Below are 19,160 nucleotides of genomic sequence, written 5' to 3'. Positions count from 1 at the left end.
GCGCTGCTGAAAGATTCCGCGGCGCCTTTTTGCGAGACGAACGTAATTACTTAAATTTGCTGAGCTTGTCGCCGAACTTCTCCGCAAGCGTGAAGCTCATGCTCTCAGGAGCCGGGATGTTCGACTCTTCGCGGCCGCCCCGCGGTGCGCGCGGTGCGCGTTCGGGTTGAGCGGGCGCTTCTTCGGTCTCCTTGATGGAGAGCGATACGCGCTTCTCGGCCGGGTTGAAGTCCAGGATCTTGGCTTGGACTTCTTGCCCTTCCTTCAGCACTTCGTGCGGCGTAGCGACGTGACGGTGCGCGATCTGAGAGATGTGCACGAGGCCTTCGACGCCCGGAGCGATCTCGACGAACGCGCCGAAGCTCACGAGGCGCTTCACGACGCCGGTCACGGTGTCGCCCGTGTTGAACTGGCCGTTGACCGACTCCCAAGGTCCCGGTTGCGCCGCCTTGATGCTCAGCTTGATCTTGCCGATCGACGTGTCGACGCTAAGTACTTTGACATTGACCTTCTGGCCTTCGGAGACGACGTCGGCAGGATGCGCGACGTGGTTCCACGCGATCTCGGAGACGTGCACGAGTCCGTCTACGCCGCCGATGTCGACGAAAGCGCCGAACGGGGTAAGGCGTTGAACCGTGCCTTCGATCACTTGACCCGGTTGCAGGGAAGCCATGACCGCATGCTTCTGTTCTTCATACTCGGCTTCCAGCACTTCTTTGGCCGAGAGAATGACCTTGTTGTTCTCCCGGTCGATCTCCTTGACCTTAACGCGGAGCGTGCGGCCCTTGTAGTCGGAGAAGTCTTCGACGAACGTGCGCGCGACCATCGAAGCCGGAATAAAGCCGCGAACGCCTACGTCGGCGACCAGACCGCCCTTGACGACGTCCGCTACCGTTACTTCGAAAGCTTCGCCGTTGTCGAACTTGCTTTGAAGCTCATCCCAAGCCTTCGCGCCGTCGATTTGACGCTTGGAGAGGACGAGGCTTGCCTTCTCGTCATTGATGCTGACGACCTTCGCTTCGACTTCCTGGCCGATCTGAACGGCATCGGAAGCATTCTCCAGGTTGACGTTGGAGAGCTCGCGGAGCGGGATGACACCGTCGTATTTATATCCAAGGCTCACATAAGCTTGGTTGTCTTCGATTTTAACGATGGTTCCCTTCACGGAATCGCCCTTCTTCAGCGATACGACGTTCTCCAGCTCGTCTTGCGTTACCGTCTCTGCGGCATTGTCGGCAGCGACGGGCTCCTGCGCGGCGGATTCCTGGACATTGAGTTCTTCAGACATGGAAATAACCTCCTCAGTTCTACCACAACTTTATTTAAACCCGCAACGCGGGGTTTAAATCACCTAAGTATAAAAATAGGACGAATGACCGTAGTATGCGCCAACAGGTAAAAATTATTGCGCGGGCTTCCCGGTATTCAGCATTTCTCTGATTCGCGACATTAGCAGTTCGGTAGCGGCTTCCTGCGCCTCGGGCGAACCGTCTCCAGCCAGCGCGGCCATGTCTAGCGGCGCCCCGTATACGGCCTTCATCTTGGTGAACGGCTTGTAGCTGCCGATGAGCGCCACGGGTACGACAGCGGCGCCTGCGCGAAACGCCATGCTCATCGCGCCGCGCTTGCCCATGAGGCCGACGTCCTTGCGCGTGCCCTCCGGGAAGATGCCCATGACCTTGCCTTCGCGTAAGATGCCGATTGCCGTGCGAATCGCTTCCTTGCTGACGCCGCCGCGCTTCACGGGAAACGCGCCCAGGTTCGTGATCATCGCCCCGAAGCCCGGTATGCCGAAAAGCTCCGCTTTCGCCATGTAATGAACCTTGCGCTCTACGCCGATTCCGAGCGCCATCGGGTCGAGCAGGCTCGTGTGGTTGCTAGCCAGAATGACGCCGCCTTCGGCGGGAATAAGTCCGGCGCCGACGGCCTCGAAGCGGAACAGCAGCTTAAAAATCACTCTCAGCAGCATTCTCGCGAAACGGTAGAACATCGTCTAATTCTCCCCTGCGGCGATCGATCCTGCGGCCTTCAAGCCGAAGGATACGATCTCCTCCACGATCTCTGTCACCGTACGCCCGGTCGAGTCGATCAGTACGGCGTCGGCGGCCTGGCGCAGAGGCGCGATCTCGCGCTCGCTGTCCATCCGGTCGCGCTGCGCGATCTCCTGCTCGAGCTGGTCGAGCGTCACCCCTGCATCGTCGCCGAGTTCCAGATATCTCCGCGTGGCCCGCTCCCTGGGCGAAGCGGTGAGGAATACCTTGAGCTCGGCATCGGGCAGCACGTGCGTGCCGATGTCGCGGCCATCCATCACGACGCCCTTGGCCGTCGCCATCCTGCGCTGCAGCTCGGACATTCGCCGGCGTACCGCGGCGTTGGCCGATACGCGGGAGACGGAAGCCGTCACTTCGCGGGACCGGATCCGGTCGGTAACGTCGTCGCCGTCCGCCAGGACGACCTGGCCGCCCTCGCCGGGCAGGAGCGTGATGTCCAGCGTATCCGCGAGCGACGCCAGACCGGCCTCGTCCGCGACCGCCAGACCGCGCTCCAACGCGATGCAAGTAACCGCGCGGTACATGGCGCCCGTGTCCACGTATACATATTGAAGCCTGCTGGCGACCAGCCTGGCGACGGTGCTCTTGCCCGCTCCGGCAGGACCGTCGATCGCGATGTTGATGCGGTGCGGATATCGTACATTCATGAAGTAACTGCAAGCCTCCTAGAGCGCCCAAGCAATTGATGCGTCCGGTCGAATCGACGGGAGCGGGCCGTTCCTCCGGCATGCCGGGCCGACGAGGCTGACCGGCGATGCCTTATTATAAAGCATAAAACAGGCAAAGAGCGCCTGCGCACGAATGAACAAATTATACCACAGCATATATCCATATGCAAAAAAGCAAGCCGGATAGACGAGGCCTATCCGGCTTGGTAAGGTATGCCTTCGACGCGCTCGTGCGGGACGAGCAAAGTTCGGATCTGCGGTACGCGTAGCAGGAGCTGAGACAGGATCAAAAGAATCGCGCCACCCAAGGCCGCCGCGCGCAAATATCCGTCGATACGTTCCGCCAGCTTGTCGCGTTGTCGGCCGCCGCCCGTATGTTGGTCCGACACGCCTGGCGCGCCTCCCGTCGATTAGTCTTTTCTTCGTTCCAGCTGTTTCTCGAAGCAATATCGGATAATCTTCTGCTGGTCCGTATCCTGGATATCCTTGAACCGCATCATGATCAGGTGGTGATGCGGTTCGACCGGCACGATCCGCACGATCTCGGCTTCGAACTGCGCATGAGAGACCGCGCCGGACTTGTACGTCAGCAGCAACCAGCAGTTCGCCTTCATGTTCGGGGTGATCGGCCACTTGCGGTCGCATCTGAACGATACGCCGCCGCCGCCCACGTCGTCCGTCAGCGCCGTGAACCTGAGCTTCTCGCCAAGGCGGATGGCGATCTCGAGCTGCGCTTCGACGCGAAGGAAACTTCGCCGCTGCTCTCTCGTGATGTCGTCCGGCTCGGGCTTGGGGATGACCAGTTGGCTGCTGCTGTCTCTGCGTATCGAATGAACATGGGCGGAAAATTGATGCTTGACGCCTTCGGCCGTAAAGTATGTAAGCTTGAGCTCGTCTCCGGGCTGCGTCCGGTGGAGCTTGCGCGTCTGTTCGTCCATCGGGATGTCCACATATAAATATCGATCGTCGGCGTCCGTGACGCGCGATCTGAGCATGCCGGTCTGCGCACCGTCGGATGCATCCGCATGGGGCTGTATATAGAGCATTTGACCTATCTTGGGAAGCACGCTGCACCTCCATGCGACTGCTGAATAATGTCGGAATCATGCGAACAAGGTCCTAGAGTTCGGATCATTCTTGCATTATAGCACGATCGCACTTCCGGCGGCAGATGCCTCGTCCCAAAATTATGAAAAAGCCGCCTGCCGGCTCCCGGCAGGCGGCTTCTCCGTACCGCTAGAGTATCGCCCTGGCCGAATCGGGGATCTGTTCCACCTTTTCCTCGAGGCCCGTATTCGCGTTGACATAGACCCGATACTGCGAGCCGTTGATTTTCCCCGTGTACTCGTGGCAGAGCACGTCTTTTTTGTCGTCATTCTCGATGACGGCCATCCGATGCCCCTTCACTTCGAATTTCGGATGCAGCACCGACTTGGCTTTTTTCTCGTCGATGCCGGCCTTGCCGACGGTGATGCCGGCTTCGTGATAGACATGGTCGGCTGCCTGCAATCCCACCAACTCGCCGTTGTCAAGCGCGATCCTCACGGTAACCTTGTCCGGATAGATAAGCGTGCCCTTTTTGTCGGCAACGAACGTAAACACCGCGACATGGTCGTACTCGTCGTAGGTGACGGGCGTCATGGACTCGTAGCCTTTTGCCTCGAGGAATCGGATCGCCTTTTCCTTCGCGGCTCCGACGTCGAGGCTGCGGGTTCTGACCGTGCGCGGGTTCATGAACCACAGCAGCTTGCCGCCTTTGGCCGTAAAGTCAATGACGGCGTTCTGCGCCTCGGCTCCTTTGCCGGCATGACTGCCCAAACTTACGGTCGCCGTGTACGTCGGATGATCGGTTTTGGCGCCGTTCTCCGTGACTTTGACGTTGGAGACGCCGGCCCGCGATGCGATGCCGAGGAACTCCGTCGCCTTGCGGCCGGCCTCCTGCGCGGATATTTTGGGTCCGGAGGCGTTGCCGTGCGCCCGCTGCAGATCCTGCGAGACGGAAGAAGGGCCCCAATCGTGCTCCGGATAGGAAGAAACTTTTTTGTCGACCGTCTTGAAGCCGTCGATAATTGAATTATCGACGGTCTGCTTGCCTTGCGCGCTCGCGATCGCGACCTCGACGTCCATCCAGCGCAAATGATCGGACAGCACGGCGTCCTGAACCTTGCCCAGTTCCTTGTTAATGTCCGTCGCTTTGGCGTAGAGCGACTGCATCGTTTGCGTCTCTTGCTCGGACAACGGCTCCTTGGTCAGATCCCGAACCGAGGTCCGGTAAGCGAAGTCGGAAATACGGGTGAGAAAATTCTCCGCCTGCGTGAACGGAAGAAGCGTCAGGGGCAGCTGGTTGACCTCATTTTGCGCCTGACTCGTGAGCCGCCATACGTTGACCAGGCCTTTGCGCTGCATGCGATAAGACGCGCTGTTGACGGCCAACGTCTTGCCGAGCTGCTCCTGAAGGCTGCCCATATGATTCGTCAGATCGTGGAACGCCCGCTGATATTGGTTTTCCGCCTTGATCAGCACCGCGTTTTTTTCCTGATGCTCCTGGTATCCCCAAAATATCGCGCCGGCGAAAAGCAGCGCGCAAACGGGAAACAGTACCGCGCTTAATCGTTTGTACATAAAAAGCGACCCCTTTCATTCCCAGACTACGGATTGCCGTTAGTGTGAGTATGAGGAGCCGCCTTTATGCATGATTCATGCCTCGACCGCTTCGTCGATGTCGAACCTGTCGGCGTTGCCGCAGATGCACTGCCGGAACCCGGTATCGACCTTCCCGCGATCCCGTTTGCCTCGCAGCACGAACTTTTCGCCGCAGCTCTTGCATCTTATCGTTACTTTGACGCGCACGTTATTCAAGAGACTCCCCCGCTCCAGCAACTGTTAGCAACCAGTATCGCCGGGAAAAGAAGAATTTAACCGCCTTCCTCGCGGTGCATCAACCTGAACGGGGAGACGGCGTTGGCGCTCTGCACGTATCGGATGCCCCGGAACCAGAGCAGCAGCATGAACGGCACGATGATCCACATCCAAGTCCTCGGCAGCGACTGCATCAGAAAATCGTAGATCCCGTGCCAGGCGATCGGAAGCACGAATGCCATCGATTGAAATAAGCGGGCCTGCTTGCCTTTGGAAAACTTGGCCTTGCCCATGAAGTATCCCATGACGACGCCGAACAGCGCATGGCCGGATACCGGCAGCAGCGCCCGCACGAGCAGCGAACCGAACGTGGAGGGCTCGGCAAAAGCGTACATGACGTTCTCGATCGTGGCGAAGCCGAGCGACACCGCCGTCGCGTATACGATCCCGTCGTACGGCTCGTCGAACTCGGTATGGTTGAAGACGATATGATAGAGGACGAACCACTTAAAAAACTCTTCGACGCCGGCCGAGATGACGAACGAGAAAGCGAAGGGCGATTCGCCAAGCCACATCATGAGCCCCCGCTGCACGATCATGATCGGCAGCACGATCAGCGCGCCGGTCACGAACATTTTAGAGACCATCGACAGCGGCTCGGTATCGTATCGGTCCTTCCAATAAAAATACGCGAGCAAAGCCAGGCCCGGCGCGATGGCCGCCGCCAGCACGGAGAAGATCAGCAAGGCGAATCCCCTCCTTTCTTATATTTATCAAAGCGCAAAAAAAGGACAGCCGCATTAAAAACGATCGCCGTTTTAATGCAGCATGTCCGTCTGAGAGCGCCGAATCAGGCGAAATGCTCGGTCAGCACTTGCACGGCATGGGCCGGGATAACCAGCTGTCCGTATTCTTCTAGAACTGCCGGCGTCACGGAAGTGGCGTCGCCGTATTCCGCAAGAATCGCGATCAGGGCGTTGTCGTTCGCGTTTTCGCCGGTGGACGGATCGAAGCACAGAATCCAATGGTTCTGATATCTGTACATCCGGCCTTCGTCCGAGATCTGGGACTTCAGCATCTTGGCCGCGCCGATCGCGTCCTCGATGTCCCGGAAACGATATATGATGGCTTCGCTCTGCTCAAGCGTGACTTCCATTTCGTACACTTCTTCGTCGAGTTCTTCCTCGGCGCCCGCCTCGGAGTCCCTCTCCATCTTGCCCCTCGTGACGATGACGACCATGCCCTGCGCGGGCATCGCGAACACCTCGACCGCGAGCGGTCCGGAAGCGTCGAAGCCGAGCTCGCTGTAAGCCTGATCCATCATTTCGCTGAAGAGCTCGTGCACCTTCGGAATTTCCCGCCACATGTCTTCCTTCTGGATCCCGCGTTCCGACAGATCGTCAAAGGTAAGGAAAATCCTAATCTTGTCTTGGCTAAGCCGCTCCATCCTCATGACAGGATCCTCCCTTCTGCACACGATGGGTGATAACAGCGTATGACGCGGCAGGCGATACGTGTGTAATTTGTGCTTTAATATATGTTATCACTTCTACCCTTGAATTGCACTAGCCAAAACCCACAAATTTAAGTAACGGCATACCTGATATATGCCAAGGTCCCTCGGATTAGACCATGCAGAAAAAAACGGCGCCGCGCGAACCCAGCTGTGGGAATCGCCTCGGCGCCGCCGCCCGTTCAAATCCGGTTCTGTCCGTTTTCCTCGAGTATCTTGTTGACGTCGTCGCGCACGCCTTGATCCTCCGAGACGAGATTCGCGACCTCGCCCAACCCTTGGGCTCCCCCGGTAGAAGAAGAAGCGCTTTTTCTTGTCTCCGAACCGCCGCCGGACGCCTGCCCGCGCTCGGACGTATCCGAGCTGAAACGCATGTCGAACAGTTTGCCGATCCCGCTGTCCTTCGAACCGAAAGAGCGGTTCTTAAGCTCCCGGCCGAGCATGCCGGCTGCCATGGACCATTTCGGGTTGCGGCGGATCGCGACCGTCAGCGCCGCGCCTACGATGCCGCCCATGACGAACGTTGCCATTTTCATGCTACCGCCTCCGTTTCTTTTTTGTAAACGTCAATGAGCCTGTTGCGGTCCCATGCATAGTGTAGCCTGCGCCATTCGCATCATCCCGCTCAAATTCAGGAAGAAGATTGGACGGAGCCGGCGACGGGTATGGTACAATCGTTAACGTTCAGTACAACCGAGAGGATGTCATGCCCATGATGAAAAACGCAGGCGGCTGGTGCGCGATCGGCGCGCTCGCAGCTGTACTCGCCGCATGTGGAGGAAACGGCGGCAGCGAACCTGCGCACTCGTCTTCTTCTGCTTCCGCTGCAGCGACTTCGCCGACTCCCGCCGCGACGGCGACAGCCCCGCCCCTCCCGACCGTCAGTCCGACGCCTTCGGAATCGGCACGGCCTTCACCTTCTCTTTCGCCGGCTCCTTCTCCATCCGCCGCGGAACTGCCGTCATCCGGAGCCAAGACATATAAGATGAACAAAAATTACGATATCGTGCCGATCGACAAAAACGCCGGTAATCCGAAAGTCGTGCTGCTGACGTTCGACGACGGACCGAAGGACGAAAAAACGCTCAAGCCTATTCTGGATATCCTTGACAAGCACCATGCCAAGGCCATATTTTTCGTCAACGGCTATAGGGTCAAGGCGCATCCCGAACTTCTCAAAGAAATAGACGAACGCGGGCATGCGGTTGGCAATCATTCGTACGAGCACATCCAGCTGGGCAAGGAAAAGGCGGACGTGATCAAGGAACAGATCGGAAAGGTTCAGACGATCGTGGAGGCGACGATCGGCAAGAAGCCGATCTTTTTCCGGCCTCCCAACGCTTCGGCCAACGACGACGTGCACAAGATCGCCGCCGAAGAAGGCTTGATGTTCATGACTTGGTCCAACGGCTCGCTCGACTGGACGATGTCCGGGACGAAAATCAAGGACAAAACCAAAGCGATCATCGGCAACGTGACGGATCAGTTGCATCCCGGGAGCAATATTCTGATGCACGAGCTGACTTGGACCGGCGCCGCGCTTGACGAGCTGCTGAAGACGCTGGAGGGAAAAGGCTACGGATTCGTAGATCCCGCGTCCATCCAGACCGGCGCTTGAACAAAAGAGGAACGCCTGCCCGATCGCGCCGCGATCGGATAGCGTTCCTCTTTTTGGTTCAGACCGTCGAATAATGTTCGTATCCCCACCACAGCAAAAAGCCGACCAGCGCCGAAAACAATAGGAGAAGCAACCGATAAAACCACTTGCTGTAGCTCTTGCGCGCGGAAGGGTGAACGACCGCCCGCGGCGGCATCCCCGTCTCCGGCAAGCCAGAAGCCGCGGCCGTCTCGGCGATCGCGCGTTCCAGTTCGTCCATCGACATCGGCTCCCGGACCTCGGGTTCCTTTTCGTCCTGAGACAGCGCGTGCCGCCTTGCTTCTACGAATTTATCCCATGCTGTCGGCGGACGCTCCTCGCTCATTCCTCTTCTTCCCTCCGATACCGAATGATGATGCCCATCGTGAGATCGACCAAAAAGTGCGTAACGACCGGCGCCCAGATCGTGCCCGTGTGAATCTGGAGCCACCCCAGCGCGTAGCTGATGCCGAACACCAGTCCCGTCGGAATCCAGTGTCTCAAATATCTGACGTGAATGGCGGCGAAAAGGATGCTCGTCCAATAGGGACCGATGGCATGTTGTATCGCGCCTCTGAACAACAATTCCTCGCATATGCCGACGACGGCGCACAGCAACGCGATGTGCCACAGCGGGCGCTGCCGGAATATCCGTTCGTTGACGCCTCCGTCGTCCTTGGCCTCGTCGGGAATCCATCTCGAGATGCCGATGTCGAAAGCGACGACGAAAGCGGCGAGTCCGGCTGCCCAGTACAGAAACGAAAACGAGGTCGGCATACGGAATATTTCCAATAAATTCTGCCCCTGAAAAAACGTCCAAACCAATCCGATAATGATAGTAAGCGCCTGGGTGGCGTATAAATTGACGAGCAGCATTTTATCCGAGAGCTCGTCCACGGTCACTTTTCGCATTTTTATGTTTTTGATGTCGAATTTACGCATGTTACCTCGTCTGATGTAAATTTTTGTTATGTACGTATGCTAATCATTTCCTTATACTTGATTTATCCATGTCGATCTTTACGAGGAGTACTAAATGGAAAAACGTCTCTCAAGAACCGATTTGATCTTTGCGCTCGGCTTTTTATTTTTTCTGATCGTCGCGATCGCCGCCTTCTTCAGCGGGGTCAAGGTCGGCACGCAGCGGACGGAAGCGTTGTACGCGAAGCCTGCCGCCGCCCAGACGGCCAAGACGGTCGCTTCGCCGAATGCGTATTCCCAGCAGGATCTCGTGTCCTTCTATCATAACGTATTTCAGCCGCATCGGGAATGGATGGGCGAATGGTCGGCAACCCGTACGCGCTGGCAGTCCGACGACACGGCCGACCGCGCTTCCTCGCTCAAGGAACTTGCTAAGCTCGCGGCCGCCAAGTACGAGGAATCCAAAGTTACGACCGTATCCAGCCTGACGCCGGACTTGATGAACGCGCAGAACAATTACCTCAAGAGCCTGAAGCTGTACGAGAGCAGCTTCGGACAGCTCGCCGCAGCCGCTAACGAAGGCTCGGCCGAGGAATCGCTCGCTCGCGTATCGAAGAACCCGTACTACACCGAAGCGGTCCGCCTTGGCCTGCTCGCCCAGAACCAGTACTACGGGGCGATGCTCAAGTGGGGGTCTACCGTAAACTTGTCCCTTCCGGACTCGTACGACCTTCCGGGCATCCTGACGAACGCCGAGTGGTCGAAGCTGCCGCTTCTGGTCAAAAATTCGGCGGCGGCCCAGTACATGTTCCTGAATCGCGCCGAATACGATTTCTTGCCGCAGGACCTGGCCGCCAGGATCGATCAGTTCATTCTATCCGGCCAGGCGAACCGGATGAAGCAAAAGACGATTCGTTCCGTCGTCGACATGCTGACCGGCACGGACGCGATCCGAAGCGGCGATTACCTGTCGCTCAAATCAAGATATTATGCCAAAGAGCTCGTTCCGCTGCTGCCCTTTTTCTCGTCCGGCACGTAATATTACGCTTGAGGTCAACGATTGTTCCACATTTTCCATTGCATTTTCAAGTCGCGTTGCTTTACAATAAGAATCGCCGCTTTTACGAGATCACCCTCAAAACGCTGTTGGTCCGGTAGGGCCGCGGGGGTTTTAGGGTGTTTTCTATATATTCATCACTTCGTAGTACAGGGGGATTACTATGTTTAAAGTGTTGGTATCGGATCCGATCAGCGATCTCGGCATCTCGCTCCTCGTCGAGGCAAGCGATATATCCATCGATAAGAAAACAGGCCTGTCCGAAGATGAACTGGTGGCCATCATCGGCGAATACGACGCCTTGCTCGTGCGCAGCCAGACCCGCGTCACGGAGCGCATCATGACCGCCGGCAAGCTGCTCAAAGTCATCGGCCGCGCCGGGGTCGGCGTCGACAACATCGATCTGGACGCCGCCACGAAGCGCGGCATCGTCGTCATCAACGCGCCGGACGGCAACACCATCACGACCTGCGAGCATACGTTCGCGATGATGATGGCGCTCGCCCGCCACATCCCGCAAGCCTACGCCAAGACGATCGGCGGCGAGTGGGACCGCAAGTCCTTCGTCGGCGTCGAACTGCGCAACAAGACGCTGGGCGTGCTCGGCATGGGTCGAATCGGCAGCGAGGTCGCCGCGCGCGCCAAGGCGTTCGGCATGAAGGTGCTCGGCTACGATCCGTTCCTGACCGAGGAACGCGCGGACAAGCTGGGCGTCACCCTGGCGACCGTCGACGATGTCGTGCGCGGAGCCGACTTCATCACCGTGCATACGCCGCTCACGCCGGAGACGCGCCACATGATCGGTAGAGCTCAGTTCGAAGTCATCAAGCCCGGCGTTCGCATCGTGAACTGCGCCCGCGGCGGGATCATCGACGAACAGGCGCTGATCGAGGCCATCGACGCGGGCCGCGTCGCAGGGGCCGCCTTCGACGTGTTCGAGGAAGAGCCGCCAGCTGCCGACCATCCGTTCCTGAAGCATCCCAAGGTCATCGTCACCCCCCACCTCGGCGCTTCTACGGTGGAAGCCCAGGAGAACGTCGCGATCGACGTATCGGAGCAGCTGCTGCACATCTTGAGAAACGAGCCGTACAAAAACGCGGTCAACATGCCCCCTGTACCTGGCGACCTGCTCGCGAAGCTCGAGCCGTACTTCACGCTCGCCCGCAAGCTCGGCAGCTTCGCGGCGCAGATCACGGACGGACCCGTTAAGGAGATCAGCGTCACGTACGCCGGCGAGCTGGCCGACCTGGACACGAATCCGCTGACGCGCCAGGTCGTTCAGGGCGTGCTCTCCCACCACTTGGGATCCGACCAAGTGAACGCAGTCAACGCCATGCACCTTGCCAAGATGCGCGAAGTGAACATCGTCATCACCAAGTCCCAGGCGGCCAAGGGCTTCACCAACCTGGTAACCGTCACGTTGAAGACCGGCCGCGAAGAACGTTCCGCCTCCGGCGCGCTGCTCAACGGCTTCGGTCCGCGGATCACGCAGATCGACAAGTACCCGGTCGACGTCGAGTCGCAGGGCCATCTGCTGCTGATCTCGCACCACGACAAACCGGGCATTATCGGCCGCGTCGGCACCTTGCTCGGCACCAATGACGTCAACATCGCGACGATGCAGGTCGGCCGCAAGATCGTCGGCGGCGCCGCGATCATGGTGCTCGGCGTCGACAAGGCCGTTCCAAAGGACGTGCTGACGCAGCTCGAGGAGCTGCCCGACCTCAATTCGGCCAAGGAAATTCAGCTCGTTTAATACCGATAGCATCGAAAAGACCGCCGCGGTATATAGCCGCGGCGGTCTTTTTTTGTTCGCATTTTGAACCAAAAAGTAATGACCCGGCGAGCGTTCCGCCTTTTAATCTCCCGCAGGCAGCACCAGCTTGAATTCGGTGCCTTCGCCGATCGCGCTCGTCACCCGAATCGTGCCCCCATGCGCCTCCACCAGGTTGCGCACGATTGCCAGCCCGAGCCCCGTGCCGACCTTGGAGTCGCGCTTGCGCGCCTTGTCCGCCTTATAGAAGCGCTCGAAAATGTAGGGCAGATCCTCGGCAGGAATGCCCTCTCCCTCGTCCTTGACGGCGATCTCGATCTGCCTGGCGCCTTTGTCGCCTACTCGGGTGCAGGCGCTGAGCGCGATCGCCGCGCCGGAGGCCGTATGCCGCAGCGCGTTGTCCATGAGATTGGTAAGCACCTGTTCCAGCCGGTCGGGATCGGCGCGGCGCAGCACCAGCCCGGCGTCGTCGCCCGAACGGACCAGCTCGATGCCGCGCTCCTTCGCCAGTGCCGAGAATTTGCGGTGAACGCGCTGCAGCAGCGCGTTCACGTCGACCTCCTGCATTGTCATGTCCAGGTAGCCCGCCTCTAGCCGCGCGAGATCGAGCAGATCCTTCACGAGCCGCCCCATGCGCAGCGACTCGTCATGAATGACCTGCACCAGCTCGCGGCGCTCCTCGGGCGTCTGGGCGATGTCATCGAGCAGCGCCTCGCTATAGCCCTGTACCATGGCGACAGGCGTACGGATCTCGTGCGAGACGTTGGCGACGAAGTCCTTGCGCATCTTATCTACCCGGAACTCCTCGGTCACGTCGCGCAGCACGGCGACGGCGCCCGCCCCCGCGCCGTACTCGCCAGAGGCGACCGGCGTCATGACGACCGACCATACGCCGCTCTGCACATGGATCTTGCCGGTATGCGTCGTGCCCTTGGCGATCAACGTATCGTAGATATCGCGCAGCGGATCCGGCACGGTCACCCGTTCGTCCGCTTCGCCCTCGTCCTCCCACTTCAGGCCGCGCCATACCTCGAGCAGATGCTGTCCCTCCGGATTCGTCAGCTTGACCCTGCCGTTGGCGTCGAACAGCAGGACCGCGTCGCTCATGCTTCGCAGTACGCCGTCGAGCTGATCTCGCTCGTGCTGAATGTCGCGGATCAGCGTGTTGAGCTCGGAGGCCATCTGATTAAAGCTGCCCGCCAGCTCCCCGATCTCGTCCCAGGAGCGTACGACCAGGCGCGTCGAGTACTCCCCCTGCGCAACCCGGTTGGCGGCCTGCTTCATCTCGCGCAGCGGCTGCGTAATCTTCGTCAGCAGGAAAAAAGCGAAGAACGTCGTAAGCAAAAAGCCTACGGCGCCCGAGTAGATAAATAAATGCTTGATCTCCGCCAGCGAGTCCGCGCTGACCGTCACGTCGACGATTTTGAGCAGGAACAGGCCTACGGTGGAAATGACGACGCCGACGAGCAGAATGATCGTCAGCCACAGCTTGCCGACTACGGTTCTCCAGATCGCCATGGCTTACTTGGCGACCTCGAGCTTGTAGCCGACGCCCCATACGGTCGTGATCATCGAAGCCGCCTCGGTGGACACGCGGTTCAGCTTCTCCCGCAGCCGCTTCACATGCGTGTCCACGGTGCGAAGATCGCCGAAGAAGTCGTAGTTCCATACGTCCTTCAGCAGGTCCTCGCGCGAGAACACCTTGTCCGGCGAGCTCGCCAGATAGTGGAGCAGCTCGTACTCCTTGGGCGTCAGGTTCACTTCCTGGCCGCCGGCGGTCACGCGGTGCGCGTCATGCTCGATGACCAGATGCGGGAACACGATGTTGTTGCTCGTATTGAGCTCCTTGGACAAAAACGCGGTCGCGGACGAGCGGCGCAGGATGGCCTTGATGCGGAAGATAACCTCGCGGGGGCTGAACGGCTTGACGACATAATCGTCCGCGCCGGCCTCGAAGCCCTGCACGCGGTTCACTTCTTCGCCCTTGGCCGTCAGCATGATGACCGGGGTCGCCTTGGACTGACGCAGCCGAGCGCACACCTCCATGCCGTCGATGCCCGGCAGCATGAGGTCGAGCACGATCAGATCGTACTCTTCCTGCAACGCCAGCTTCAGCGCGGTCTCCCCGTCCTCGGCTTCCTCGATGACGTAGCCTTCCTTTTCCAGATACATTCTGAGCAGGCGGCGGATGCGTTCTTCGTCGTCCACCACCAGGATGCGGTTGCCGGCGCTCATGATTGGGATAAGCCCCTTTCTACGGTTCGATTCGCTTGTCTTATTATCGCCATTATGGCCGTTATACGCCTGCGTAGGAATGGAGGCCCGCGATGACGAGATTGACGCCGATCAGCGTGAACAGGACCACGATAAAGCCGACGACGGCGAGCCATGCCGACCGCGTGCCCTGCCAGCCCCGGGACAGACGCAGATGGAGGTACGCGCTATAGAACAGCCACGTGATGAGCGCCCACACTTCCTTGGGATCCCATCCCCAGAATCTGGACCAGGCGATCTGCGCCCAGATCATCGCGAAGATCAGCGCTCCGAGCGTAAATACGGGGAAGCCGATCGCGATCGCCCGGTAGCTGATCTCGTCGAGGTCCTCCGGATCGATGTCGGTCAGATGCGGATGGATGACGGCGGCGATCGGTTTGCGCGCGATGAGTTGCAGCAGGCCGTACAGGATGGCGCCGGACAGCAGCGACCAGATGACGGTGTTCAGCTTGCGTCCCGCGTTTACCCCGTTCATCCAGGACGGCGCTTCGAACAGCGGCTCCTTGATTCCGAGATACGGCTGCATGGATATTTTCTCGCTGTTATACGGCGCCACGATCGGCGGCAGGCCGTATTCGACGGTCTGCGTGAGGGTCTGGGCGACGCCCTGTTGGTCGATATGAGCCGTCTCCTGCCGGAACTTGGCCTCGTAGCCGCCGCCGCGGAAGGCGAATACGGACACGAGGAAGCCGATGATCACGACCATGAAGAACAGGACGAACTCGACCCACTTCTGTTCGCGTCGTCCGGCTTTGTCGGTGCGCGAGAAATCGATGACGCGCAGCAGCTGCACGAGCGCGGCGGCGAACCCGACCGCGAAGAACGCTTCGCCCGTGGCGGCGGTCGTGACGTGGATCTTGAGCCAATAGCTGTTGAGGGCCGGGATCAGCGGCTGTACCTCGGACGGGAACACGGCCGCGTAGGCGATGATGATGATGACGAGCGGCATCGCGAACGCGCCGAGCAGATTGTTGCGGTAGATCAGGTGCACGACGATGAACGCGAATACGATCGCCATCGCGAGGAAGGTCATGAACTCGTACATATTGCTCGTCGGGATATGGCCGCCGCCCTTCCATCGGGTGAAGAAGAAGGTCAGGTGACCTATCCAGCCGGCGACCGCCAGAATGAAGCCGAAGCGGCCCCAACGGCGGTTGTGTAGCTCGGGCTTCCGGTTGCTCCAGCGTTTGCCCGCCACCGCGATCGCATAGCAGATGAAGGATGCGCAGTAGAGGTAAAATGCGGCCTGGAAGGCGGTGCTGCTGATATCGAGCCAATTCACTGTGTATTCCTCCTGTTATCGAGCGCCTTCGGATCGACGTCGACGCCGGTTTTGGCGAGCGCGGCCGCCGTTTCGTTTCGAATGCCGTACGTATTTTTGTTCGTATGGGCGCCGAGCGTGAGCCGCCCGCCGTCGACGCGCAGCCAGATGCGGCGGTGGTGCCAGTAGAAGCCCATCACGAGACCGATCATCGAGATGGCCGCCCCGACCCAAACGTAAGGCATCGCCCGGTCGACCCGGACGTTTAAAAAGGTCGTAAACTGCGAGAACGTGACGTTCTCCATCTTTCCTACCTCGAAGTTGAATCGTCCCGAATTGCTTCCGAGCTTTTTGAAGCTGTCGTTGATCTGCTGCTGCACGCCCTTATCGGCGGCGCTCGGCATCGGGAAGTAAATATAGAGCTCGCCCTTCGAATCCAGATCCGGGCCCGTGACGAGGAAGACGAACGCGGGATTGTTGAAGTCCCGCGACTTGGTCATGGGACGGCCTTCCTCGTCGAGACCGAAGTCGGGATATACGTCGTTCAGCTTCAGCGTGTAAGGCCCGGCCTGCGATATCTCCGCGGGGTCGTTCATCTTCAAGTCGAACGGTCCGTAGGATTTTCCGCTCACCGCGTCCACGAGCATCGGCTTAACCTCGATCAGGCGAATCTTTTCCTCGAAATTGTATTGATACAGCTTAAGCCCTTTGTACTCGAGCGGCGAATTCACCTCGATGGCGTGGCTCTCGACCTTCTCCAGTACCGGATCGTGGAGCGGGTCGTCGTCGCAATACTGCGTGCACGCGTACAGCGTCGCCTGCGTCTGGTAAAGCTTGGCGCGCGCCGTGCCCTTCAAATTGTCCGGCAGCTCCTCGTCCTTGTAGTAATCCACCGTAAACTTGTCGTTGCCGACGTAATAGTCCGTGCCGGGGATCTGCTTGATCTGATGCTCGTCCACGCTGACGTATTGGTCCATGTGCCAAGCGGGCACGCTCCGCCCGAGGACGGCCAGCAAAAAGATGATCAGTCCGATATGGTTGATGTACGGGCCCCACCGGCTGAACCTGTTCTTCTCGGCGAGCAGCGCGGTGCCGTCCGTCCAGACGCGGTACCGCTTGCGCTTCAGCTGCGCGCCGAAGTCCGCCACCCACTGATCCGCGTCGCCGGGGATCTCGGTCTCGAGCACGGTCTGCTGGCGGGTCAGAAAGGTCAGATGCTTGCGCACCTGCTGCTTGGACAGCGCCTTGTACAGCGGCAGCACCCGGTCCAGGCTGCAGATGACGAGCGACGTGCCGATCATGACGAGCAGACCGATGAACCACCAGGACTCGTATGTACGCGCGAGGCCTAGGGCCTGGTAGACGGCGCCGGAGGTGCCGTATGTTTCTTTGTAATAGGCCGCGGGATCGTCCAGGTTGATGAACGTGCTCTCCTGCGGATAGATCGTGCCGACCGCGGCCCCGACGAGCGTGAGAATGATGAGCCAAATCGCGATCTTAACCGAGGAGAAGAAGTTCCAGACGCGGTCGATGACGTCCGGATTCTGCTTCTGCGAGCGCCGGGCCGCGCCGTCGTACCGCATCTCGAGCGGCGTATCCAGCGGGAGATTCTCGACCAGCGGCTTGCCGCAGGATTCGCAGAGCACGGTCCCCGTCGGATTTTGGTGACCGCACTCGCACTTCGTATTGTGTATCAACTCTTGCTGCCTCCTGTCAGAGCCCTAATCCTTGCCGAGTAGGAGGGCGATGCGGGATTCGATCGTTTCCTCGCTCATTGGACCCCCGATGACGATGTCCTGGATCTTGCCGTCGGCCGAGATGAAGAAGGTTGTCGGATACTCCTTCAGGCCGTACTTGCGTTCCGTTTTTTTGTTTTTGTCGAGCAGCACCGGAAAGTCGATGCCGTAAGACCTGAGGAAGCTGTTCACGCTGACGCGGTCCTCGCTCAGATTAATGCCGATCAGCTGCACGCCGTTTTCCTTCCACTTGTCGTACTGCGCCTGCAGCGCGGGCATTTCATTGCGGCAAGGCGGACAGAACGTACCCCAGAAGTTGACCACCAACGGCTTGCCCTTGTAGGAATCCAAGGCATGCGCCTGGCCGTCCAGTCCGAGCAGCTCGAATGCCGGTGCCTCGCTGCCCGGTTTAAGCGCTTTATTGGGCGTCAAAAAGGACTGGCCGATCGCGTATCCCCCGACAAGCAGAACGACGGCCAGTATGATGTATTGAATCGGTTTGCGATAACGCTTCACTTTGTCACCACCGGCGCCTTTTCTTCCATTATAACGAAAATACCGGATTCGCAGGCAGGCGCCCAGAGCTCCGGTTTTGAACATTGTGTGACGCGGCGCAAGCCGGGGACGGAAGGCGCGCGGAACGCCGTCTTATTCGCCCCGCTCCGCCTTTTTGGCCGCGTCTCGCAGCGCTTGCACTTCGCCGTCCGTCAGCTTGCGGTATTTGCCGCGCTGCAGGTTGTCCAGCGTGAGCCCGCCGAAGGAGACGCGCTTCAGCCGGATGACCGGATGATGGATCGCCTCGAACATCCGCCGCACCTGGCGGTTGCGGCCTTCGCGGATCGTGATCGAGATCGTCGCCTGCTTGCCCTCCGGGTCGACGTCGTGATACTCGACCTCCGCGGGTGCCGTGATGCCGTCCTCGAGCTTGATGCCCTTCTGGAGCTTGTCCAGCGCCGCGCCGTGAGGCACGCGCTCTACCGTCGCCAGGTACGTCTTGGCCACGTGATGCCGCGGATGCGTGAGCAGGTTGGCCAGCTCGCCGTCGTTCGTGAGCAGGAGCAGCCCTTCCGTCTCGTAGTCGAGCCTGCCGACGGGATACACCCGCTCCTTGACGCCCTTCAGGAAGTCCGTCACCACGGTGCGTCCCTTTTCGTCGTGCATGCTGGTGATGACGCCCTTCGGTTTATTGAACAGCAAATATAGCTTGCTCTCGCCTTTGATTTTGTTGCCGTTCACCGCGATGACGTCCTTGGTCGGATCGGCCTTCACGCCAAGCTCCTTGACGACTTCGCCGTTCACCGTCACTTTGCCGGCCGCGATGAGTTCCTCGCACTTGCGCCTCGAAGCGACGCCTGCATTCGCGAGTATCTTTTGCAATCTTTCTTCCACTGATGGTTCACCTCACCCCCC

General features: G+C 59.3%; 21 protein-coding genes. 4 read left to right on the top strand and 17 right to left on the bottom strand.

The features are described 5' to 3' along the window. Positions 1-46 precede the first annotated feature (46 nt). The 6 genes from rpsA to ypeB all read right to left on the bottom strand — a co-directional run bounded on the left by rpsA (position 47) and on the right by ypeB (position 5,341). Positions 47-1,288: a 30S ribosomal protein S1 gene (gene rpsA / locus PQG80_RS08785; protein ID WP_271750885.1), complete on the bottom strand. Its 1,242-nt coding sequence runs from the start codon at positions 1,286-1,288 to the stop codon at positions 47-49. 114 nt (positions 1,289-1,402) lie between these two features. Continuing rightward, positions 1,403-1,990, bottom strand: coding sequence for a lysophospholipid acyltransferase family protein (locus tag PQG80_RS08780; protein WP_271750884.1), 588 nt, complete (start codon positions 1,988-1,990; stop codon positions 1,403-1,405). Positions 1,991-1,993: 3 nt separating this feature from the next. Next, a complete protein-coding gene (gene cmk / locus PQG80_RS08775; RefSeq protein ID WP_271750883.1) occupies positions 1,994-2,698 on the bottom strand; it encodes a (d)CMP kinase in 705 nt (234 codons plus the stop codon). A 215-nt stretch (positions 2,699-2,913) separates the two neighbouring features. Continuing rightward, a complete protein-coding gene (locus PQG80_RS08770) occupies positions 2,914-3,108 on the bottom strand; it encodes a hypothetical protein (protein WP_271750882.1) in 195 nt (64 codons plus the stop codon). A 21-nt stretch (positions 3,109-3,129) separates the two neighbouring features. Continuing rightward, positions 3,130-3,786 (bottom strand): flagellar brake protein, encoded by a 657-nt coding sequence (locus PQG80_RS08765; RefSeq protein WP_271750880.1) that lies wholly within the window; start codon positions 3,784-3,786, stop codon positions 3,130-3,132. A 169-nt stretch (positions 3,787-3,955) separates the two neighbouring features. Beyond that, a complete protein-coding gene (gene ypeB, locus PQG80_RS08760) occupies positions 3,956-5,341 on the bottom strand; it encodes a germination protein YpeB (RefSeq protein ID WP_271750878.1) in 1,386 nt (461 codons plus the stop codon). A 66-nt stretch (positions 5,342-5,407) separates the two neighbouring features. Here ypeB and PQG80_RS08755 point away from each other — a divergent pair, with 66 nt between their 5' ends. After that, the gene (locus tag PQG80_RS08755; protein WP_271750927.1) at positions 5,408-5,638 is read left to right on the top strand and encodes a hypothetical protein; all 231 of its coding nucleotides are present in this window, start codon (positions 5,408-5,410) and stop codon (positions 5,636-5,638) included. On the opposite strand, the gene prsW is transcribed toward PQG80_RS08755, so the two are convergent. The 3 genes from prsW to PQG80_RS08740 all read right to left on the bottom strand — a co-directional run bounded on the left by prsW (position 5,635) and on the right by PQG80_RS08740 (position 7,627). Beyond that, on the bottom strand, positions 5,635-6,324 hold the full coding sequence (gene prsW / locus PQG80_RS08750) for a glutamic-type intramembrane protease PrsW (RefSeq protein WP_271750877.1): 690 nt from the start codon (positions 6,322-6,324) through the stop codon (positions 5,635-5,637). The two genes, PQG80_RS08755 and prsW, sit on opposite strands and share 4 nt — an antisense overlap. Before the next feature lie 104 nt (positions 6,325-6,428). After that, positions 6,429-7,031 (bottom strand): genetic competence negative regulator, encoded by a 603-nt coding sequence (locus tag PQG80_RS08745; protein ID WP_271750876.1) that lies wholly within the window; start codon positions 7,029-7,031, stop codon positions 6,429-6,431. A gap of 242 nt (positions 7,032-7,273) precedes the next feature. Then, positions 7,274-7,627 carry a hypothetical protein gene (locus PQG80_RS08740; protein ID WP_271750875.1) on the bottom strand — a complete coding sequence of 118 codons (354 nt, stop codon included), beginning with the start codon at positions 7,625-7,627 and terminating at the stop codon, positions 7,274-7,276. A 449-nt stretch (positions 7,628-8,076) separates the two neighbouring features. Here PQG80_RS08740 and PQG80_RS08735 point away from each other — a divergent pair, with 449 nt between their 5' ends. Further along, the gene (locus PQG80_RS08735) at positions 8,077-8,709 is read left to right on the top strand and encodes a polysaccharide deacetylase family protein (RefSeq protein WP_271750874.1); all 633 of its coding nucleotides are present in this window, start codon (positions 8,077-8,079) and stop codon (positions 8,707-8,709) included. A 58-nt stretch (positions 8,710-8,767) separates the two neighbouring features. Here PQG80_RS08735 and PQG80_RS08730 read toward each other — a convergent pair whose 3' ends face one another. Then, positions 8,768-9,073 carry a hypothetical protein gene (locus tag PQG80_RS08730; RefSeq protein ID WP_271750873.1) on the bottom strand — a complete coding sequence of 102 codons (306 nt, stop codon included), beginning with the start codon at positions 9,071-9,073 and terminating at the stop codon, positions 8,768-8,770. Continuing rightward, positions 9,070-9,669, bottom strand: a complete 600-nt coding sequence (locus tag PQG80_RS08725; protein ID WP_271750872.1) for a CPBP family intramembrane glutamic endopeptidase — start codon at positions 9,667-9,669, stop codon at positions 9,070-9,072. Before PQG80_RS08725 ends, PQG80_RS08730 begins: the two co-directional genes overlap by 4 nt. Positions 9,670-9,763: 94 nt before the next feature. Here PQG80_RS08725 and PQG80_RS08720 point away from each other — a divergent pair, with 94 nt between their 5' ends. After that, on the top strand, positions 9,764-10,687 hold the full coding sequence (locus PQG80_RS08720; RefSeq protein WP_271750870.1) for a hypothetical protein: 924 nt from the start codon (positions 9,764-9,766) through the stop codon (positions 10,685-10,687). Positions 10,688-10,868: 181 nt separating this feature from the next. Continuing rightward, positions 10,869-12,461 (top strand): phosphoglycerate dehydrogenase, encoded by a 1,593-nt coding sequence (serA, locus tag PQG80_RS08715; RefSeq protein WP_271750869.1) that lies wholly within the window; start codon positions 10,869-10,871, stop codon positions 12,459-12,461. Positions 12,462-12,563: 102 nt separating this feature from the next. On the opposite strand, the gene PQG80_RS08710 is transcribed toward serA, so the two are convergent. From PQG80_RS08710 to PQG80_RS08685, 6 genes are all read right to left on the bottom strand, one after another. After that, a complete protein-coding gene (locus tag PQG80_RS08710; protein ID WP_271750868.1) occupies positions 12,564-13,997 on the bottom strand; it encodes a sensor histidine kinase in 1,434 nt (477 codons plus the stop codon). Positions 13,998-14,000: 3 nt separating this feature from the next. Then, a complete protein-coding gene (locus tag PQG80_RS08705) occupies positions 14,001-14,717 on the bottom strand; it encodes a response regulator transcription factor (protein ID WP_271750924.1) in 717 nt (238 codons plus the stop codon). 58 nt (positions 14,718-14,775) lie between these two features. Continuing rightward, on the bottom strand, positions 14,776-16,035 hold the full coding sequence (ccsA, locus tag PQG80_RS08700; RefSeq protein WP_271750867.1) for a cytochrome c biogenesis protein CcsA: 1,260 nt from the start codon (positions 16,033-16,035) through the stop codon (positions 14,776-14,778). Continuing rightward, a complete protein-coding gene (gene resB / locus PQG80_RS08695; RefSeq protein ID WP_271750866.1) occupies positions 16,032-17,711 on the bottom strand; it encodes a cytochrome c biogenesis protein ResB in 1,680 nt (559 codons plus the stop codon). Before resB ends, ccsA begins: the two co-directional genes overlap by 4 nt. A 24-nt stretch (positions 17,712-17,735) precedes the next feature. Beyond that, positions 17,736-18,266 carry a redoxin domain-containing protein gene (locus PQG80_RS08690; protein WP_271750865.1) on the bottom strand — a complete coding sequence of 177 codons (531 nt, stop codon included), beginning with the start codon at positions 18,264-18,266 and terminating at the stop codon, positions 17,736-17,738. A 132-nt stretch (positions 18,267-18,398) separates the two neighbouring features. Beyond that, positions 18,399-19,139, bottom strand: a complete 741-nt coding sequence (locus PQG80_RS08685; protein WP_271750864.1) for a pseudouridine synthase — start codon at positions 19,137-19,139, stop codon at positions 18,399-18,401. Positions 19,140-19,160 lie beyond the last annotated feature (21 nt).

It is taken from the genome of Cohnella rhizoplanae, assembly GCF_948329515.1.
Taxonomy (GTDB): Bacteria; Bacillota; Bacilli; order Paenibacillales; family Paenibacillaceae; genus Cohnella; species Cohnella rhizoplanae.
Note: the sequence above shows the minus strand (reverse complement) of the source record. Positions and strands in the feature narration are given on the sequence as shown.